The following is a 19,966-nucleotide window of genomic DNA, read 5'->3' on the forward strand; positions in this document are numbered from 1 at the left end:
GAAGGGGGTGGGGTCGCGCGGGGATTCCGCGCGACCCCACCCCGCGCCGTCAACTGCTGCTGACGGTCAGGTTGTTGGTGGTGAAGTTCAGTCCGCCGGACGAACTGGTGATCTCGAAGCCGAACTGCACGTCCCCGATGGTCTCGTTGCCGAACCAGCCCTTGGTGTCCTTGATCCACTTCAGGATCGGGAGGATGTTGACACTGCCGGAGCTGGAGTTGGAGGTGCGGATGAAGGAGAAGACCTCGTTCGCGCCGTTGCTGCCCTTGTAGACGGTCCAGGTGTGGCCGCCGAGCGTCACGTTGCCCTGCGAGGTGCCGAGCGGGCCGACGGCTCCGGTCTTGTTGACCCAGAGCATGATCTCGTAGTCGTAGTCGGTGTCCCAGATGTCGTACGACGTGTTGTACGCGCCGGACGAGGGGACCGTGACGTTGTAGTTGCTGGAGAGCGATCCGAGCGAGGTGATCGACTTGTTGATCACCTTCTTGGAGTCGGGGTAGGACTTGATGCCGCCGGTGTTGGGGTGGTTGGCGTTGACGCCCCAGTTGGTGCCGGAGTTGGCCCAGATGCACTGGCTGCCGGCGCCCGAGCCCCAGATGTTGTTGTAGAGCGTGTAGCCGTTCAGGGTCGTGTTGCCCCACTGGTCGCAGGTGCTCCAGACGGCGGCGGACGCGGGGGCGGAGGCGAGACCGACGAGGGCGCCGACGGCCATCGCCGGGGCCAGCACCGCCGTGGTGATCTTGCTCAGGGTGCTCTTTGCCATGGTGTCCCTTTCCATGGGTGGGGGGATGTGCGGGGGTGGTTACCACGCCTCCAGACGGAGGACGTGGTCCTCCCCGGCGACGAGTTCGAAGGGCTCGGCGCCGGAGGAAGTCCGGAGTTCGACGCGGTGGGTGCGGGTGGGGCGCAGCACCGCGGTCGCTTCGGTGGGGCTCCAGGTGAGGTCGAGGTCGGCCCCGAACCTGGTGCGGACGCCCCGCAGTTCACCGCGGGGGCAGTCGGCGGGAACCGCCGGGAGCAGTACCAGCCGGTCCGGTGTCGACTGCACCAGCATCTCGACGACGACGGCGGGCAGGGTGTGGGCGGCGTCCGCGTTGTAGACGTCCCGGCCGGGGTAGTGCGCGCTCATCAGCGAGTCGTGGAAGAAGTCGCCTCCGAGGACCTGGCCGAGGGCGTGCGCGACCCGTTCGCCGTCGCGCAGCCGGGCCGCGACGAGGGCGTGGTGCAGGTGTCCGTGGGCCGAGTCGTTCTCGGAGCCCCGGAGTTCGAGGGCGCGGTGCGCCGCCTCGGCGAGTTCGGGGGTGTCGTACGGGGTGATCTCGTCGAGCGGCCAGACGCCGTACAGGTGGCTGAGGTGGCGGTGGTCGTAGGTGTCGTCGAGGCCGGGCCAGGCCCATTCGGCGAGGGCTCCGTCGGCGTTGACGCGGTGCGGGGGGAGCCGGTCGGCGAGGGCCCGCCAGGCCTGCGCCTTCCCGGGGTGGTAGGCGGCGGCCGTGCGCAGGGCGTGCCGGGCGGCGGAGAGGTCCATGGCCGCGTTGACGGCGCCCCAACTGCCGTTCGCCGGGCGGTTCTCGGGTGAGTAGGAGGGCACGACGACGACATGGCCCCCGGCGTCCGTGCGGGTGAGGAAGTCCTCGTAGAACAGGGCGGCCTCGGCGAGTGCGCGAGCGGTGCGCGGGTCCTGCTCGCCACGGGTCTCGTCGTGGTCGACGAGCGGCTTGAGCAGCCAGTCGGCGCCCGCGGTCCACAGGTGAAGCGGGTACTCCCGGCTGAAGTGGTACGTCAGCCCGGACTCGCCGTCGGAGTGCGGCGGGGCCACGATGCCCCGGGTGCCGAAGATCTCGCGGGCGTTGTCCTGCCAGTCGGGTATCTGCCGGTCGACCAGGGCGGCGAGGGCTTCGGTGACCTCGGGGAGGGCGGCGCTCGCGGCGGAGGCGGTCTGGAGGTTGAGGTTAGCGTCGTGGGTGAACGCCCCCGACCAGGCCGTGTTCCAGTCGCCGGTCCACAGGCCGGTGAGGCGGGGCGGGAGGAGGCCGCTCGCGGAGAGCAGGTGGTAGCGGCCGGCGGCGAAGAGGCGTTCCAGCAGCGCCGGGCTCTCCGGCTTCACCAGCAACTGCGAGCCGGGAAGGGCGCGTTCGGCGGGGTCGGCGCCGAGGTCGAGGGTGACGCGCGCGTAGGCGGGCCGGTGCACGCAGACGTGCCGGTCGAGGAGCCGGGCGTAGGCGTCGGACGCGGACTCCGCCTCGGACGGCACCTCGGGCTCGGGGACCAGCTCGCGCAGGGCCTCGACATGGGGTGCCGTGTCCAGCTCGCCGGTGTGGCGTACGACGCGGGTCAGCAGCAGGACGGACTCGGCGCCGGTGATGTGGACGCCGGGCGTGACGAGCGCGGTACGGGCGCCGCCCGTGGGGACGACCAGGGTGATGCCGGTGTAGCGGCGGTCGCTGCCGGGGTGGCGGACGCGCAGGGTGAGCAGGGCCCCGTCGGCGGCGCGGACGATGCTCTGGCCGACCAGCAGGGTGTGGGGGGCGCCCGGGAGCCGGTGGTCGAGCGAGACGACCAGGTCGGCCGCCTCGACGTGCTGGACGATGACGTCGTCCGCGCGGGAGACGAAGACCCGGCCGTGCCCCTCCCCGCACTCGGTGTCCAGGACGCCGGTGGTGAAGTCGACGGACCGGCGGTAGCCGCCGGTGGCCGTGCGCGGGCGGCGCAGCCGGATCTGGAAGGCGGGGTGGAAGGGCTGCACCCACTGGAGTGGGCGGCCGTCGGTGAAGTCCTCGGCCGCGTCGAGCTCGCCCGCGAGCAACCGGTCCTGGAGTGCGGGGAGTTCGGCGGCCAGGCGGGGCGGGCGGGCATGCTCGGCACCGTTGGGGCGGACGAGGGTGTGGTGGGTGACGACGACCCGCTCGTCGCCCGGGCCGCCGAAGAGGAGGGCGCCGTGGTGGCCGTTGCCGCTGAGGAAGCCGTCCTCCCAGCGCGCGGCCGGCCGGGGTTCCCAGGTGCCGTGGACGGGTCCGTCGGTCATGGCCGGAGCACCGCCGCTCCGTGGCGGCCCAGGACCACCTCGTCGGTGACGGTCCTCCCGGTCAGCAGGTCGAGGTGGGTGCCCGGCACGGTGACGGTCACCGTGCCGCGTCCGTGGTGGAGGAGGAACAGCAGGTCGCCGCGGCGGACGGCTTCGACCTGGTCTGGCAGGGCGTCCAGGACCGGCCGGACCCCGGCGTCGGCGGCGATCCCGGCGAGCAGACCGCGCAGCGCGTCCGGTTCGGGGAGCGTGGAGAGGTACCAGGCGCGGCCCCTGCGCAGCACGGCGGGCAGCCCGTCGAGCTCACCGCCCTGGTAGGCGGCCTCCGTGGTCCCGTCCGCGCTCTTCTCGATCTCCTCCGACCACAGCGTGCCGCGGAACGCGCCGGAGGGGCCGTCGCACTCGGCGTGCTCCCCCGCGTCCAGCGGCCACCACTCGTGCAGGACGCGGATGCCGAACAGCTCGCGCAGCCTGGCGTCCATGCCGCCGGGGCGTACCCGGTCGTCCTCGTCGGCGACGCCGGTGAGGAAGCCGGAGACGAGGGTGCCGCCCTGGCGGACGTACGCGAGGAGGTTGTCGATCGTCTGGTCGGTGAGGGCGTAGAGCTGGGGGACGACGACCAGCCTGTAGGCGGTGAGGTCGTGTCCGGGGTGGGCGAAGTCGGTGGTGAGGTGGGCCTCCCACAGGGCGCGGTGCCAGGCCCGGAGCACGTCCGGGTAGTCGACCTCGCGGGAGAGCCGGCCCTCCTGGGCGCCGGCCCACCAGGCGTCCCAGTCGTGCAGGACGGCGATGTCGTTGTCGGTGTGACTGCCCGTCACATGCGGGGACAGTGCGGCCAGTTCGGCGCCGAGCTGCTTGACCTCCTGGTAGGTGCGGCCCTCCTCCCCCGCGTGACTGACCATCCCCGAGTGGAACTTCTCGGCACCCTGCCGGGACTGGCGCCACTGGAAGTAGCAGACGGCGTCGGCGCCGCGGGCGACGGCCTGGAGGGACCAGAGCCGGTTCAGGCCCCGGGGCTTGGGATGGTTCACACCCCGCCAGTTGACCGGCCCCGCGGCCTGCTCCATCAGCATCCAGGGGCCGCGCGCCTGCGAGCGGGTCATGTCCTGCACGAGGGCGCCCTGCTGGGCGCCCAGCGGATCACGCGGGTCGGGGTAGAGGTCGACGGAGACGACGTCCTCCTCCGCGGCCCAGCGCCAGGCGTCCTGGCCGACCCACAGCGGCATGAAGTTGCTGGTCACGGGGATGTGCGGAGTGGCCCGGCGCACGATGTCCCGCTCGGCGACGCAGCACTCCAGGAGCATGTCGGAGGTGAACCGCTTGAAGTCCAGCACCTGGGTGGGGTTCTTCATGTAGTGGGCCTGGCGGGGCGTGTGGATCTCGGCCCAGTCGCCGTAGCCCTGGCTCCAGAAGGCGGTGCCCCAGGCGGAGTTGAGGGCGTCGAGGGTGCCGTAGCGGCCCTGGAGCCAGGTGCGGAAGCGGGCGGCGGCCTGGTCGCTCCAGTCGTAGGTGCAGTACTCGTTGTTGATGTGCCACATGGTGAGGGCCGGGTGGCCGCCGTAGCGGGCGGCGAGGTCCTCGGTGACGGCGGCGGCGTACCGCCGGTAGGTGGCGCTGGAGTGGGAGAAGTGCTGGCGGCCGCCCCAGTGCTCGGTGCGGCCGTCCTCGGTGACGGGCAGGGTGTCGGGGTGGAGGTGGCCCATCCACGGCGGCGGCGAGGCGGTCGGGGTGGCGAGGACGACTCCGACGCCGTTCTCGTGCAGGAGGTCCATCAGCCGGTCCAGCCAGCCGAAGTCCCGCTCTCCCGGCCGCGGTTCGAGCTTCGCCCAGGAGAACACGCCGAGGGTGACGGAGTTGACGCCGGCGGCCCGCATCAGCCGGACGTCCTCGTGCCAGGTCTCCTCGGGCCACTGCTCGGGGTTGTAGTCGCCGCCGAAGAGGATGCGGCCGCGGGTGGCGTCCTGGAGGCCCGGGCTCACGCCGGCTCCCCGTACTGGATGCCCCGCCCGTTGGTGGCGATGTAGACGCGGCCGTACAGCCGCGGGTCGGCGGCGATGGTCGCGCCGATCCAGCCCCACTGGTGCCGGTCGTCGTTGACCCGCACCCAGGTCCTCGCGGCGTCGTCGGAGCGGTACACGGCGGTGATCGTCTCCGTGGAGCCGACCTGGTAGACCGCCGGGTAGTCGGCACCGTCGGCGGCCTTGCCGAAGGCCAGGGTGTACGAGGCCCAGCAGCTCGGCACCTTGGTGAAGGTCGCCCCGCCGTCGGTGGACCGGTACAGGCCGTTCCCCTTGGTGCTCAGCCACAGGTCGCCGGAGCGCCCCGGGGCCGCGGCGAGCTGGAACTGGCTGTCGCCGGAGGGCAGTCCGCCCGCGCGCCCGGCGAAGGTGAGCCCGCCGTCCGTACTGGCGAACAGGGTCCCGGTGTCGGTGTCGTACGCGTAGAAGCGCGCCGGGTCGGCCGGGTCCGCGAGCGGGGTGGCGCCCTTGGGGAAGGTGGCGACCTCGGACCAGGTCGCGCCGTTGTCCGTGGAGCGCTGGGCCGGGTACTTGGTGCCGTCCCAGTGCACGAAGGTCCACAGCAGCACGCTGCCGTCGGCGTTGGTGGCGATCGGCCCCGGCGCGTCCTTGGCGAGGGCGGGCTGGGCCGGGAAGGGGGCCCAGGTCCTGCCGCCGTCGTTCGAGAAGGCGCCGTTGCCGTGGTCGCCGAAGCCGGTGCGCACGACGTACGACGGCTCGGCCGCGGCCTGCGCGAGTCCGGTCGCCGACCCGAACACCGGGTTGGAGGCCATCCCGCGCGAGGGCGAGGCGGTGAGCCGCTCGTGGTACATGACCCCGACGTCCCCGAGCCCGCTGAGCAGGTGCGCCTCGCCGGTCGGGGGCGAGAGGAGGTGCCGTACCGAGGTCTCCTCCAGGCCGCGGATCTGCGGGGCCCAGTGCCTCAGGTCCCGGGTGCCGTAGAGGGTGGCGCCGGTGCCGTGGACGATGTGCCGGGAGTCGTACGGGTCGACGGCGAGGGCCTGGATCCACCAGCCGAACTTGGGCTTGTCGGCGCCGAAGGTGAGGAACGGGGTCTCGGACACGTCGAGCACCGCGGTGTCCTTGAGGGAGGTCCAGGTGCGGCCGCCGTCCGTGGTCCGGTACAGGGTGTCGACGGCGGCCCAGCGGTTGTTGGTGGAGACGACGACCGTGCCGGGGCGGCGGGCGTCCACGGCGGCCCCGCCGTACCCGAAGGTGTCGGGGGAACCGTCGCTCGTGGTCCCGCCCGGCTGCACCGGGGTGACGTCCGTCCATCTGCCGCTCGTGGTGGCCAACTTGTGCACACTGCCGTCGGACTGACCGTTGGGGCCGGGGGCGTCGGCGTAGGTGACGTACAGCTCGCGGGTGTGGCAGTCGTACGCGGCCCGGATCGGTACCTTGGCGCTCCTGCCGGAGGGCTGTCCGGGGACGGCCTCCCAGGTGGAGCCGTCGAGGGTGCGGTAGAGGGTGGCGGTGGTGCCGTCGGAGTCGCCCCAGCCGGCGTACAGCGTGCGTCCGGCGGCGACGAGCAGGGTGACGCCCTGGCCGCCGCCGGTGGGAGTCCCGGGGAAGCCGGTCGCGGCGGCCCAGGTGGCGCCCCGGTCGGTGGACCTGAGGAGCCCGTCATGGCGGGTCCCGAGCCACAGGGTGTCGCTGTCCCGGGGATCGACGAGCAGCCGCTCCCCCGTCCCGCGTCCGTCCTCGTTCCCGCCGAGCTTCACGGAGAGGTCGGTCCGCGCCCAGGTGGCGCCCCGGTCCTCGGAGCGCAGCACGGCCCCGTTGCCGGCCCAGGACTGCGCGTAGGTGCCGAGCGCGAGGTAGACCCGGTCGGGGTGGGCGGGGTCGACGGCCATGGCCTCGACCCCGAGCAGGTTCCAGTCGTCCCACCCGAGGTCGTCGTTGAGCGGGGTCCAGCGCGCGCTCCGGTCGTCCCACCGGTAGGCGCCGCCGATGTCGGTACGGGCGTAGGCGAGCCCGCGGACGGACGGGTGGAAGAGGACGCCGGTGACGAATCCGGTGCCGCCGATGACGACCTGGCGCCAGCGGTAGGAGGGGGTGGCGGCCTCGGCGGTCCCCGAGAGGGACGGAAGAGCGGTGATCGCGGCGGCGGCCGCGGTCCCGGCAAGAACAGCACGCCGGCCAAGTCTGGACGCAAGCATGACAAACCTCGCTCTGAACTAGGGGAGAGTGAGCCCACCAGGGGCGCGGGGAACTGCGCGACAAGCCACAACGAACCAGCGGCCGCCGACCGATCGACGCCCCCGGTCGGTCAAGCGCAGGTCACCCCTTTACCGCGCCCGTCAACATGCCCTTCTTGAAATGCCGTTGCACGAACGGAGAGGCCACCGCGACGGGGATCAACGCCAGCACCATCACGGCCATCTGCAGCCCGAGCGACGACAACTGCCCCGTACGCACCGCCTGTTGCAGCCCGGTCGGTGCTTCCGTGTTCTTCTGCACGAGCTGGATGAGCACGTTCTGCAGCGGCATCATCGACTGGTCGCTCAGGTAGATCGACGCGTTGAACCAGGCACTCCAGTAACCCACCGCGTAGAACAGCGAGATCACGGCCAGCACCGCCCGGGACAGCGGCATGATGATGGTCAGCAGGATCCGCAGGTCCCCGGCCCCGTCGAGCCGCGCGGACTCGGTGAGTTCGGGCGAGATCCCCATGAAGAAGGCCCGCAGCACCAGGATGTTGAAGACACTGACCGCGCTCGGCAGGATCAGCGACAGATAGGTGTCCGTGAGCCCCAGCGACTGCACCAGCAGATACGTCGGGATCAGGCCGGCCCCGAAGAACATCGTCGCCATCATGGTCACCAGGAAGAAGCGGTGCCCGAGACTTCCCGGCCGGGACAGCCCGTACGCCGCCAGCACCGACACCGCCATCGAGAACAGCGTGCCGACGAGGGTGACCCCGACCGACACCATGATGGCCCGGCTGACCTGCCCTCCGCTGAGCAGTTCCCGGTAGTTGACGAACGTGATGCCCTGCGGGATCACGACGAGGCCGCCGACCCGGTCGATCACCGGCTTGGGAGAGAGGCTGGTGACGATGACGATCCACAGCGGACCGAGCACGCCCAGGCAGCACAGGAGCAGCAGACCGCTCTTGGCGGTGACTCCGGCCCTGCTCGGCTCCTCCTCCCACACCGGGCGGGCGGGAGCCCTGAGACTGCGGACGAGCTGCGTGTTGAGGCTCACTTCTGGTACACCCCCTGCTCGCCCAGCAGGTGCGCGAACTTGTTCGCGGCCAGGACGAGACACACTCCGATGACTCCCTTGACGAGGCCGACCGCGGCCGCGTAGCTGAAGTCGCCGTTCTGGATACCCATGTTCCACACGTAGGTGTCGAGGACCTCGCTGGCCCCGGCCCCGACCGCGTACCGCTGGAGCAGGAACTGCTCGAAGCCGACGCTGAGCGCGTCACCGACCCTGAGGACCAGCAGCAGGGCGATCACCGGGCGCAGCGCGGGCAGCGTCACGTGCCACATCCGGCGCCAGCGCCCGGCGCCGTCCATGGCGGCGGCCTCGTACAGGTCGGTGCTGACGGCGGCCAGCGCGGCGAGGAAGACGATGATCCCCCAGCCGGCGTCCTTCCACACGGCCTGCGCGGTGACCAGGTACTTGAAGAAGCTCGCGTTCGTCATCAGGTCGAAGCCGCTCCAGCCGTGGTTCTCCAGGGTCTGGGCGATGATGCCCGCGCCGCCGAAGATCTGCTGGAAGACGGTGACGACGAGGACCCACGAGAAGAAGTGCGGGAGGTACATGATCGCCTGGGCCACCGCCCGGACCCGGGGCCGGACCACGCTGTTGATGAGCAGCGCGAGGGCGACGGGGACCGGGAAGAACAGCACCAGTTGGAGCACGAACAGCACGATGGTGTTCTTCGCGGCGCCCCAGAACAGCGGGTCGTCGACCATCCGCGAGAACTGCTCGACGCCGACCCAGGGGCTGTGGAAGATCGCGGTGACGCCGTTGCTGGAGACGTAGGGGTCGTAGTCCTGGAAGGCGACGACGTTGCCGAGCAGCGGGACGTAGTTGAAGAGCAGGAGCAGGGCCATGACCGGCAGCGTCATCAGGATGAGCGTGCGGTCCCGGCGCAGCCGGACCCGGAAGGGGATCCTGCCCGCCTTGGCCTGCTTGCGCGGCGCCCGCTCCGTCGCCGAGGCGGCGACCGCGGCGCCGACCGCGGCCGTCGGTTCCTCGACGGCCGCGGGGGGTCGGGTCCCGTCGGGCCGGCTCCCGGCCGTGAGAGACATCAGTTGGCGCTGCCGTTCTTGTCGATGAGCTGCTTGTACCAGTCGCGCAGTCGGTCGCCGCCGGAGGACTTCCAGGTGGAGATGGCGGCCTGGACGTCCGACAGCTTGCGGTTGCCGCGCACGTAGTCGATCTCGAGCTGCTCGAACTGGCTGGAGAGGCTGGCGTAGCGGGTCGGCTCGACGATGTTCATGCCGAAGGTGGACGTCTTCTTCATGAAGGCGCCCATCCGCTGCTGCCACTCGACCTGCTTGCGGGCGACCTCGGGGAAGTCGGGGTGGGCGAAGTAGGCGGCCGGCGCGGCCAGCATCACCCAGGCGTTGAGCACCTCGGAGTTGCCGAGGTCGTTCTTGACCGGGACGCCGTCCTTGACCGTGTAGTGGGTGCCCTCGACGCCGTAGTCGACGAGCATCCGCTCCTTGGTGCCGTAGGGCGCGGCCGAGAAGTCGGCGGCGGCCAGGGCGTTCTCGATGGTGGTCTTCGAGGCGCCCTTGCGGATCATCGACCAGATGGTGGCGGGCTGTGAGGCCCACAGGGTCGGGTCGCCGCCGTCGGCGCCGTAGATGTCGATGACGTCGATCTCCAGGTCCGGGTTGGACTGGGCCTGCTCGGAGACCTTCCCGTACCAGTCGGCGACGTTGGTGTTCCAGACCAGGATCTGTCCGGCGGTGAAGCGCTGGCCGGCATCGCCGGTGCGCGCCTTGTCGTCGGGGTGGACCACCCCCGCGTCGAACAGCTTGCGGACCCACTCCAACGCCTCGAGGTACTCGGGCTGTTCGATGCGGTACGTCAGTTTGCCGTCGTCGCCGGTGTTCCAGCCGAGCGTCCCGGAGGGGCGGACGCCGAAGTTGTTCCACGCGGACCAGGTCATGTCACCGCAGGCCCACACCTTGGCCCTGGCGCTGGTGGCCTCCTTGGCCCAGCTCAGGAACTCGTCGGGCGACTTGGGCACCGCGTACCCCTTCTTGTCGAAGAGGTCCTTGCGGTACAGGGGCGCGATCCAGTTCGCGGTGGCGGCCGGCATCGGAATGCCGCGCAGCGCACCGCCGAAGATGCCCATGCGCCAGGCATCGGTGGGGATCGCGGCCAGGTTCGGGTACTTCTTGACCTTGTCGCCCGCCAGATAGGGGCTGAGGTCCATGAACTTCGCGGTGACGGCGTTGGAGATCTTGCCGACCAGCTCCCAGCTCGGCACGACCACCATGTCCGGTATGGAGCTGGAGGCGAGGACCGCGCCGAGCTTCTCGCCGTAGGTGTTGCCGTCCTGGTTCTGCCAGGTGATCTTGGTGCCCGCGGCGGTGTCGAGGGCCTTGTAGTAGGCGCAGCCGGCCTTGGGCGGGGAGCCCCAGAAGGGGGACATGATCCTGATGGAGGCGCCGGTGCCGAGCTTCTTCGGGACCGAGGTCCGCAGGGCCGCGAGGTCGACCTTGCCGGTGTAGCCGGCGGCCGAGCCGTTCTTCGACGGGAGGTCGGGGCTGGCGACCGAGCTGGACACGAACGCCGGGAGCAGCTTGTCCGCGGCCTTGCCCGATGTGGTTCCCTCGCGCGATTCGCTGTCCGAACCGCCGCAGGCGGCAAGCAGCGGCATCCCTCCGGCCACCGCGGCGGTGGCGACCGCCGTCGAGGCGAGGAAGCTTCTCCGGCTCGGCCCGGAGGAGGCGGAAGCGGCGTTCGGCGTCATTGCGTCAACCCTTCATGGCGCACCAGGACACCCGGCGGTGGAGCCGTCGGCTGCGGTGTCTTGAGTGGAACTGGCTGAGCTGAAGCGATGCCTCGACCTGTGCGACGGAATCCGTAGTCGAAGCGCTTCGATGTTGCTGCGAGGTTAAGTGAACACCCGGGGGTGCACAAGGGTCGATCCCAAGATTCCTCCGCGGTGCAGGAGGTGACCTTTTCTTATGCACCGCTTGAAGTGGCGGTGCTGATCCCTTGACACCCACCCCGGTGTCGAATGAGCATCGAAGCGCTTCGAAAGCATCGCACCGATCCATCGCAAGGGGATCCCCACGTGACCGCACACCCGCCGCACACTCCGCCGTTTCGCGATCCGCACCTGCCCTTCGCGAAGCGCATCGACGACCTGCTGTCGCGGCTGACCCTCGACGAGCGGATCGGTTTCCTGCACCAGTTCGCGCCCCCCGTCGAACGGCTCGGCATCGCCGCGTTCCGCACCGGCCAGGAGGCACTGCACGGCGTCGCGTGGATGGGCCCGGCGACGGTGTTCCCGCAGGCCGTCGGCCTCGGCGCGACCTGGAACACCGAACTCGTACGGCGGATCGGCGAGGCGGTGTCCAAGGAGGTCCGGGCCATGCGTGCCCGGGACGACCGGGTCGGCCTCAACATCTGGGCGCCGACGGTCAATCTGCTCCGCCATCCGCTGTGGGGCCGCAACGAGGAGGGCTACTCGGAGGACCCGAAGCTCACCTCGGCCATCGCCACCGCCTACACCCACGGGCTGCGCGGCGACCACCCCACGTACTGGCGCACGGCCCCGGTGCTCAAGCACTGGCTGGCCCACAACAACGAGACGGACCGGGCCACTTCGTCGAGCTCGGTGCGGCCGCGCGTGCTCCACGAGTACGACCTGCGCGCCTTCCGCGAGGCGGTCGAGGCCGGCGCGGTGGCCGGTGTGATGCCGGCGTACAACCTGGTCAACGGCCGCCCCAACCACGTCTCGCCGTATCTGCGCGAGCACCTGCGCGCCTGGACCGACCAGGAGCTGCTGGTCTGCTCGGACGCGGGCGCGCCCTCCAACCTGGTCGACCACGAGCACTACTTCGACACCCACGAGGAGGCCACCGCCGCCTCCCTGCGGGCCGGCGTCGACAGCTTCACCGACCACGGCACGGACAGCTCGCAAATGATCGCGCGCATCCAAGGGGCCCTCGACCAGGGCCTGTTGACGGAGGCCGAGATCGACATCGCGGTCCGCCGGCAGCTCTCGGTCCGCTTCCGGCTCGGCGAGTTCGACCCGGAGCACGACCCGCACGCCGGCGTCCGCGACTTCGACACCCCGGCGCACCGGGCGCTGGCCCAGGAGGCCGCCGAGCAGGCGATCGTGCTGCTCAGGAACGACGGGGTGCTCCCGCTCGCCCCGGACACCCGGCTCGCCGTGGTCGGTCTGCTCGCCGACGAGTGCAAGCTCGACTGGTACAGCGGCACCCTCATGCACCGCTCCACCCCGCTGGAGGGGCTGTACGAGCGGTTCGGCGCGCAGCGGGTGGAGTTCGCCGAGGGCGTGGACCGGGTCCGGCTCAGGACCTCCGCCGGGACGTTTCTGCACGTCCTGACCGGCGAGAACGGCGAGGACGAGGTGCGCGGCGCCGAGGGCGCCCTGGACCCGGCGCTCCTCGCGGGCCGCACGGACCTGCCCCCGCTGACGACGGACGCGACGGGCACCGAGTTCGCGCTGATCGACTGGGACGAGGGCGTCCTCACGCTCCGCGCCCCCGACGGCCGCTACCTCTCCGTCGCCGAGGACGGGTACCTGCGCGCTTCGGCCGACCAGCCCGGGGGCTGGGTCGTCCAGGAGACCTTCCGCCTGGAGCAGCACGGCAGCGGTCACCTCCTCAGGCACATCGGCACAGGCCGCCACGTCGCAGTCGCCGCGGACGGGGTGAAGGTTGCCGACGAGAACCCGGAGACCTTCGAGCTGATCCTCGTCGAACGTGGTGAGGACGCGGTGACCCGTGTTACCTCCGACGCCGACGTCGTCCTGGTCGTCGCGGGCAACGACCCCCACATCAACGGCCGCGAGACCGAGGACCGCGCCTCCCTGCGGCTCCCCGCCCACCAGGAGCGCCTGCTGCGGGCGGCGCGCGCCGCGAACCCGCGGACCGTGCTGGCCCTGGTCTCGGCCTACCCGTACGCGGTCGACACGGCCGGCCTGGCCGCGGCCCTGTGGACGGCCCACGGCGGCCAGGCGGCCGGCACCGCCCTGGCCCGCGTCCTGGCCGGTGACGTCTCCCCCGCCGGCCGCCTCCCGCAGACCTGGTACGAGAGCGACGCCGACCTGCCCGGGCTCCTCGACTACGACGTCATCGGCAGCCGCCAGACCTACCTGTACTTCGAGGGCACGCCCCTGTTCCCGTTCGGCCACGGGCTGTCGTACACGACCTTCTCGTACGGCGACCTCGTCTCCCGTACGACGGAGAGGGCGCTGCACGTCTCGTTCACGGTCACCAACACCGGTGACGTCACGGCCGACGAGGTCGCCCAGCTCTACACCCGTGCGATCGACCCGGCGCTGCCCCGCCCGCGCCGCGAGCTGCTGGCCCACCGGCGGGTGACGCTCGCCCCGGGCGCCGAGGTGGAACTGTCCTTCGAAGTCCCGCTGCGCGCCTTCGAGTTCTGGGACGTGGCGCAGGGCAGGTGGCGGCTGGAGCCGGGTCCGTACGAGCTGCTGGCCGGTGCCTCCAGCGATGACGTCCGGCTGCGGACCACGGTGACCCTCGACGGTGAGCCCGGCGCGCCGCGGCCCGTGCTCCGACGGGGCCTGGCGGGCGCCGACTTCGACGAGCACAGCGGGGTCGAGATCGTCGACCGGACGCGGACGGCGGGTGACGCGGTGACGGCCGCCGAGAGCCTTACCGGTGAACTCGTCTACCGGGACTGCGACTTCGGCACCGGCGTCACCCAGGTGACGGTGACGGTGTCCGGCGCGGGCGCGGCCGAACTGTCGCTGGACGGCGGTGCGGTGCTCGCCTCGTGGGAGGTGACGGAGTCCGAGTCGGGACCGTACGACTACAGCATCCTCGGCGCCGGGCTCGTCGCCGAGGGCGTGCACGACGTGCGTCTCAGGCTGCGCGGCCCGTTGCGACTCGCGCACGTCGGCTTCTCCGGTTGAGGGTCCGGAGCGGCCGACACCCAAGAAGGGGCCCGGCACCGGAAGGCATCGGTGCCGGGCCCCTTCGAGGAGCCTATATGAAAATGGTTCCCATGAGCTAGAGCGCGAGCCCGGTCAGCACCAGCACCCGCTCGTACGTGTAGTCGTCCATCGCGAACTTCACGCCCTCGCGGCCCACACCGGACTGCTTGACGCCGCCGTACGGCATCTGGTCGGCTCGGTAGGAGGGCACGTCGCCGATGACGACACCGCCGACCTCGAGGGCGCGGTGGGCGCGGAAGGCGGCCTGGAGGTCGTGGGTGAACACGCCCGCCTGGAGGCCGTACTTGGAGTCGTTGACCGCGGCGAACGCCTCGGTCTCGCCGTCCACCTTCTGCACGGTCAGGACGGGGCCGAAGACCTCCTCGCAGGAGATCGTCGTGTCGGCCGGGACGTCGGCGAGGACGGTCGGCGCGTAGGAGGCGCCGTCGCGGTCTCCGCCGGTGAGCAGGGTGGCGCCCGCCTCGACGGCCTGTTTCACCCAGGCCTCGACGCGCACCGCCGCGTCCTCGCTGACCAGCGGGCCGACGTCGGTCTTGTCGTCGGCCGGGTCACCGGTGACCTGGGCCTCGACGGCGGCGACGATCCGCGGGAGCAGCCGGTCGTACACCGACGCCTCGGCGATCACCCGCTGCACGGAGATGCAGGACTGGCCGCCCTGGTAGTTGGAGAAGGTCGCGATGCGGGTCGCGGCCCAGTCGAGGTCGGCGTCGGAGGCGAAGTCGCCGAGCACGACCGCGGCGCCGTTGCCGCCCAGCTCAAGCGTGCAGTGCTTGCGCGGCACCGAGTCCATGATCGCGTAGCCGACCTTCTCGGAGCCGGTGAAGGAGATGACGGGCAGCCGCTCGTCCTGGACGAGGGCCGGCATCCGGTCGTTCGGGACGGGCAGGATGCTCCACGCGCCGGCGGGCAGCTCGGTCTCCGCGAGCAGCTCGCCGATGACCAGCCCGGAGAGCGGGGTCGCCGGGGCCGGCTTCAGGATGATCGGCGCGCCGGCCGCGATCGCCGGGGCGATCTTGTGGGCGCACAGGTTGAGCGGGAAGTTGAAGGGCGCGATCCCGAGCACGACCCCCTTGGGGAAACGGCGGGTCAGCGCGAGACGACCCTGGCCGCCGGCGTCGGTGTCGAGGCGCTGGGCCTCACCGCCGTTGAAGCGCCGGGCCTCCTCCGCGGCGAACCGGAACACGGACACGGCTCGGCCGACCTCGCCCCGGGCCCACTTGATCGGCTTGCCGTTCTCGGCGGAGATCAGTTGCGCGATCTCCTCGGTGCGCTCGACGAGCCTGCGGCTGACGTGGTCGAGGGCGGCGGCGCGGACGTGGGCGGGCGTGGCGGCGAACTCGTCCCGTACGGCGTACGCGGCGGCCACGGCCTCCTCGATCTGCGCGTCGTCCGGCACGGCGACCTTGCCGACCAGCCGGCCGTCCCACGGGGAGGTGACGTCGAAGGTGTCCTCGCCGGTGACCTGGCGGCCGGCGAGCCAGAAGGCGTGGGTGGAAGTCATGTCCCCACGGTAGGGCCGGGAGGGCGGGATCGAATTTGTCCGGGGTGTACCAGTGGGGCACTCGGACACTCCGGTTCGGCGCTCCCGGCGGCGCCTACTCCGCCGCCGTCGCCTTCAGCGCGAGCCACAGCTCCATGCGCACGTCCGGATCGTCCAGGGAGCGGCCCAGGATCTCCTCGACGCGGCGCATCCGGTAGCGCAGGGTGTGCCGGTGGACGCCCAGGTCGGCGGCGGCCGCGTCCCACTGGCCGTGCCGGGAGAGCCAGGCCCGCAGCGAGGCGACCAGGTCGCCCCGGCCGGTCGCGTCGTGCTCGTACAGCGGTCGCAGCAGGCCGTCCGCGAAGGCCCGCACCGCGTCGTCGGCGAGCAGCGGCAGCACCGATCCGGAGGCGAGCTGTTCGTGCTCGACGTACACCCGGCCCCGCCGGCGGGCGACCGAGAGCGCCTGCTCGGCCTGCTTGTAGGCGGCCGCGGCGGTGATCGGTCCCGCGGGGGCCGAGACGCCGACGACCAGTTCGGCCTCGTCCGCGGCGCCCGCCTGGGCCCGCGTCCGCGCCGCCTCCCGCGCCAGCGCGTACTCCGCGCACGCGGTGACGGCGGCCCCGCCGTCCGCGGCCAGCACCACCAGCCGCTCCCCCTCCGGCACCGCGAGCACGCTCTCCCCGGCGCGGGCCGCCGCGGACTCCACCGTCTCGGTGAGCGTCCCGAGCGGATCGCCGTCGGTGCCGACGGCCGCGGCGAGCGCGGCGGCGGACGGGACCCGGGCGGGGCTGTCGGCGGCGATCCGCACCGACGACACGGCGACCGTCTCGGCCACGACCAGCCGGAAGGGCGCGTCCAGGAGCCCGCCGTACAGGTCGCCCGCCACCGTGCGCGCGTGCTCCGGCTCCCCCGCGAGCAGCATCCGCAGGACGGCCGTCCCGATCCGCTGCTCGGCGGCGTGCAGGGAGCGGGAGCGCTCGGTGGTGAGCGTCAGCAGGGCGATCGCCGAGTGCACCGCGTACCGCTCCGCCGTGCCGAGCGCGGCGGCCGTCCCCACCGCCAGGGCGGCCCGGGGGCGCCGGCCGGTGCCCAGGGAGTGCAGCTCGACGCGGTCGTCGTTGTCGACGGTGCCGCCGACCACGGAGGAGGCGGGCGCGGGCCGCTCCCGCAGCCGCTCCACGTCGGCGGTCAGCCGGGCGGCCCGGCGGCCGGCCCACTCCGGGGCGGCGGCGACGACGGCGCCCGAGGCGTCGTAGAGCGCCGCCCAGCCGTCCACCTGGGAGGCGAGCGCGGCGAGCAGCCCCTCGGGGCCGTCGGTCAGGGCCTGCCGGGTCAGTTCGCGCTGGGCGGCGAAGCCCGCGGTGACGGACCGGTACTGGTCGGCCGCGATCGCCGCGGACACGGCCTTGCTGATGGCGAGGAAGGGGGTGCGGCGCGGGACTTCGAGCAGCGGGAGCCCCTCGTCGCGGGCGGCCTCGACGAGGGCCGCGGGGATCTCGTCGTAGTTGACCCCGACGGCGAACCCGAGGCCCACCACCCCGGCCCCGGCCAGCCGCTTCACGTACCGGCGCATGGCGTCCGGGTCCTCCGCGTCCAGTTTCAGCGCGGTGATCAGCAGCAGCTCGCCGCCCTCCATGTAGGGGACGGGGTCGGCGAGCTCGCTGACGTGCGCCCAGCGCACGGGCACGTCCAGCCGGTCCTCGCCCGCGCGCACGGTCAGCTTGAGCGCGGAGTGGTGGACGAGCGAGGCGAGGGTGGGGGGCATGGGGCCTTCAGGGCTCGGGACTGCGCAGCTCGGGACTGCGGAGCTTTGGACTGCGGGGCGGAGCGATCGCAGCGATCTTTTGGCCGCCGTGTATGAACGGCCTGTGACGATTCTGCCTCACCGTACGGTCCTCGGGTCACGTCACCCGCGCAGATCCACCAGCAGCGGCGGCGCGTGCTCCCCCGTCACCGTGGTCAGCGACAGCACCGCGTGCCCGGGCGGCACCCCGTGCGCCAGCTCGGACGCGGACCAGCGCTCCCGCTCGACCTGCCGCACGGTCACCGCCCGCGCGGTCGGCGCCTTGCCGGTGATGACCCGGCGCACCGCGTGCAACGCCTTGCCGGCCGGGGTCTCGGCGATGATCTGCCGGTCGGTGACGTCCCGCGCCTCGATCCACTCCTTGCCCCACACCTCGGCGAAGTCCTGACCGTCCCACGGGGTGAGCCCGGACAGCGCCATCCGGCACCCGATGGCACCGAGCAGGGGCCCGCGCAACGGCCGCGGCACGTCGTCCAGGGTCCGCAGCGTCAGCACCACTCCCGCGTTGCCGGACCGCAGCCGCTGCACGCCCCGCACGGCCTCCGGGGTCACGACACCGGTGGCGTCGTCGACGACCAGGCAGGCGAACAGCGACCGGTCCTCGCGCACCGCGACACTCGCGGTGAACTGCGCGAGCACCAGCCGGGCCAGGATCCGGGAGGCGTCGGCGTGGCCGCGCTGGGGCAGGTCGATCCGGACCCGCACGGGATGGTCGAGGGCCTTCAGCGAGAACGGCCGCGACCCGCCGGCCGAGTCCTGGGCAGCGCTCTGGAAGAACGTCGCGAAGGCGGGCCGGTCCAGCAGCGCGACCCGGTCCGCGAGGATGCCCCCCACGTCCCCGGGATGCCCCATCTGCCGCTCCCGCGCGTCGAGTTCCCGCAGCAGCGACTCCTGCCCGGAGTCCTCCAGGCCCTTGCGCAGCGCGGCCAGCGGCCCGGGCGCGCCGTCGAGCAACTGCCGCAGCTCCGGTACGGAGGGGAAGCGGCCGTGAACCGCCCGGAACGGCCCGAGAAGCTGGGCGAGCACGGTGGTCGACCGGCGCGTGTCGCCCCCCTGATGCGGCTCGGCGAGGTCCCCGACGAGCGCCTCGGCGAGCACGGCCGCGGCTTCGTCCGGATCGGTCGTCCCGCCGTACAGGTCGAGGTCGTACACCGACTCAGGATTCCCGATCTGTACGACGACGTCGTAGGCGTCGGCCGGCCCGAGCCCCGCGCCCGCGGCACCGACCACCACGACGGCGGCCCGCCCGGCGAGCGCGTGCAGGCACAGCGACTCGGCGATCGGCCTGACGACGGTCCCGGTCTTCCCGGACCCGGCCGGGCCGACGGCCAGCAGCGAGGTCCCGAGCAGCTCGGGCCCGAGCCCCAGCCCGGCCCCCCGGTAGGCGTACGGGTTGCGGGCGTCGTCGGCGGTGGTGCCCAGCCGCACCTGGCCCGTGAGGAGATCGTGCCGGGCTAGCCGCGCGGGCAGGTCCCGCTCCCCGGACGGGTGCACACAGGCGGCGGCGCCCTCCTGGAGCACGGCGCTGGTGAAGGTGGCCAGGCTGAACCGGCCGCCGCGCACGCCCTGCCAGGCCCGCTCGATCCGTGCGTGGTCGACGTCCCGCATCGACCCGGCCCTGGCCTCGGCGGCCAGCCGCTCCGCGGCGGCCACGGCACCGGCGGCACGGAGCTCGGGGTACTCGGCGGGGTCCTGCTCGGGGGTGGGGGGCGGCTCGTGGGCCGGGGCGGCTCGTCGCCAGGCGGGGGGTCCGAACCGGCGCCAGACCTCGCCCCAGCGGCCGAGCTTGCCCACGACGACCATGATGATCAACGCGACGAGCACCTCGTAGCCCTTGTAGAGCACGGCGGTGCCCGTCCGGCCCAGGTCACCGTCGGCACCGCGCCAGGAGTCGGGCGTGAACAGGGTGAGCGGGACCCACCACCAGCCGCCGACATAGCCGTTCTGGAGCAGCGACCAGACGAGCCAGCCGACGAGGAACGCGATCAGGGCACCACTGATCAGTTGCCGGCCGGGGATGAATTCCGGTTCCGCCTCCGGCCGGGGCCGGTGTCCGAACCGCCACACCCCGGGCAGGGTCTCGGGCCGCGGCGCCCGCAGCCAGGTCAGAAACGCCGAGTCGGCGGACTGCGGCGGCACCCCGGGCGCCCGGGACGGCATCGGCGGCATCGCCCCCCGTGCCCGCGGCACAGGATTCGCATGCGTGCCCCGCGCGTCCTGCGTCCCGTCGCTGTCCATCGCCCCTGCTCCCTGACCAGCCGTTCCGTCCACCGTCAGCGGCCAATCTAACGCGCCCGCAAGGGGAGTTCACCGATTGCGGGGCCGAGCCGTCACCCCGTCCCCGAAACCGGCTATGTCCACCACGGACAACCCGTTCCCGCGACAACGCCCACATGGAGCATGCCCACCCCCCGCCCCCCGTCCTAGCCTGCGAGAAAAGACTGGACACAGTCCGCGAAAATCTCCGCCCGCAACACCCCAGGAG

11 protein-coding genes are annotated in these 19,966 nt (G+C 72.3%); 1 reads left to right on the forward strand and 10 read right to left on the reverse strand.

Going from position 1 to position 19,966, the window contains the following annotated elements; translation table 11 throughout:
* Positions 1-49: 49 nt before the first annotated feature.
* The 7 genes from ACZ66S_RS33440 to ACZ66S_RS33470 all read right to left on the reverse strand — a co-directional run bounded on the left by ACZ66S_RS33440 (position 50) and on the right by ACZ66S_RS33470 (position 10,987).
* Complete coding sequence (locus ACZ66S_RS33440) at positions 50-763, reverse strand: glycoside hydrolase family 12 protein (RefSeq protein ID WP_469905318.1); 714 nt, start codon at positions 761-763, stop codon at positions 50-52.
* A 39-nt stretch (positions 764-802) separates the two neighbouring features.
* Positions 803-3,025 carry a glycosyl hydrolase family 95 catalytic domain-containing protein gene (locus ACZ66S_RS33445; protein WP_469905319.1) on the reverse strand — a complete coding sequence of 741 codons (2,223 nt, stop codon included), beginning with the start codon at positions 3,023-3,025 and terminating at the stop codon, positions 803-805.
* Complete coding sequence (locus tag ACZ66S_RS33450) at positions 3,022-5,004, reverse strand: beta-galactosidase (protein ID WP_469905320.1); 1,983 nt, start codon at positions 5,002-5,004, stop codon at positions 3,022-3,024. Before ACZ66S_RS33450 ends, ACZ66S_RS33445 begins: the two co-directional genes overlap by 4 nt.
* The gene (locus ACZ66S_RS33455; RefSeq protein ID WP_469905321.1) at positions 5,001-7,202 is read right to left on the reverse strand and encodes a WD40/YVTN/BNR-like repeat-containing protein; all 2,202 of its coding nucleotides are present in this window, start codon (positions 7,200-7,202) and stop codon (positions 5,001-5,003) included. The genes ACZ66S_RS33450 and ACZ66S_RS33455 overlap by 4 nt, the downstream gene beginning before the upstream one ends.
* Before the next feature lie 121 nt (positions 7,203-7,323).
* On the reverse strand, positions 7,324-8,250 hold the full coding sequence (locus tag ACZ66S_RS33460; RefSeq protein WP_469905322.1) for a carbohydrate ABC transporter permease: 927 nt from the start codon (positions 8,248-8,250) through the stop codon (positions 7,324-7,326).
* Positions 8,247-9,308: an ABC transporter permease gene (locus ACZ66S_RS33465; RefSeq protein ID WP_469905323.1), complete on the reverse strand. Its 1,062-nt coding sequence runs from the start codon at positions 9,306-9,308 to the stop codon at positions 8,247-8,249. The genes ACZ66S_RS33460 and ACZ66S_RS33465 overlap by 4 nt, the downstream gene beginning before the upstream one ends.
* Entirely contained in the window at positions 9,308-10,987 is a 1,680-nt protein-coding gene (locus tag ACZ66S_RS33470) for an extracellular solute-binding protein (protein ID WP_469905324.1), read from the reverse strand. The genes ACZ66S_RS33465 and ACZ66S_RS33470 overlap by 1 nt, the downstream gene beginning before the upstream one ends.
* A 327-nt stretch (positions 10,988-11,314) precedes the next feature.
* Here ACZ66S_RS33470 and ACZ66S_RS33475 point away from each other — a divergent pair, with 327 nt between their 5' ends.
* Positions 11,315-14,152 carry a glycoside hydrolase family 3 C-terminal domain-containing protein gene (locus ACZ66S_RS33475; RefSeq protein WP_469905325.1) on the forward strand — a complete coding sequence of 946 codons (2,838 nt, stop codon included), beginning with the start codon at positions 11,315-11,317 and terminating at the stop codon, positions 14,150-14,152.
* A 97-nt stretch (positions 14,153-14,249) separates the two neighbouring features.
* On the opposite strand, the gene ACZ66S_RS33480 is transcribed toward ACZ66S_RS33475, so the two are convergent.
* The 3 genes from ACZ66S_RS33480 to ACZ66S_RS33490 form a co-directional block, all read right to left on the reverse strand.
* On the reverse strand, positions 14,250-15,695 hold the full coding sequence (locus ACZ66S_RS33480; protein WP_469905326.1) for an aldehyde dehydrogenase family protein: 1,446 nt from the start codon (positions 15,693-15,695) through the stop codon (positions 14,250-14,252).
* Positions 15,696-15,789: 94 nt separating this feature from the next.
* On the reverse strand, positions 15,790-17,442 hold the full coding sequence (locus ACZ66S_RS33485) for a PucR family transcriptional regulator (protein WP_469905327.1): 1,653 nt from the start codon (positions 17,440-17,442) through the stop codon (positions 15,790-15,792).
* Between the two features lie 141 nt (positions 17,443-17,583).
* Positions 17,584-19,719, reverse strand: a complete 2,136-nt coding sequence (locus ACZ66S_RS33490) for an ATP-binding protein (RefSeq protein WP_469905328.1) — start codon at positions 19,717-19,719, stop codon at positions 17,584-17,586.
* Between the last annotated feature and the right edge of the window lie 247 nt (positions 19,720-19,966).

The organism is Streptomyces sp. NPDC107471, assembly GCF_055582845.1.

Coding starts and splice junctions, on each gene's coding strand:
- ACZ66S_RS33465 (WP_469905323.1), bottom strand. CDS start 9,308: ATGTCTCTCACGGCCGGGAGCCGGCCCGACGGGACCCGACCCCCCGCG.
- ACZ66S_RS33485 (WP_469905327.1), bottom strand. CDS start 17,442: ATGCCCCCCACCCTCGCCTCGCTCGTCCACCACTCCGCGCTCAAGCTG.
- ACZ66S_RS33470 (WP_469905324.1), bottom strand. CDS start 10,987: ATGACGCCGAACGCCGCTTCCGCCTCCTCCGGGCCGAGCCGGAGAAGC.
- ACZ66S_RS33480 (WP_469905326.1), bottom strand. CDS start 15,695: ATGACTTCCACCCACGCCTTCTGGCTCGCCGGCCGCCAGGTCACCGGC.
- ACZ66S_RS33445 (WP_469905319.1), bottom strand. CDS start 3,025: ATGACCGACGGACCCGTCCACGGCACCTGGGAACCCCGGCCGGCCGCG.
- ACZ66S_RS33455 (WP_469905321.1), bottom strand. CDS start 7,202: ATGCTTGCGTCCAGACTTGGCCGGCGTGCTGTTCTTGCCGGGACCGCG.
- ACZ66S_RS33440 (WP_469905318.1), bottom strand. CDS start 763: ATGGCAAAGAGCACCCTGAGCAAGATCACCACGGCGGTGCTGGCCCCG.
- ACZ66S_RS33490 (WP_469905328.1), bottom strand. CDS start 19,719: ATGGACAGCGACGGGACGCAGGACGCGCGGGGCACGCATGCGAATCCT.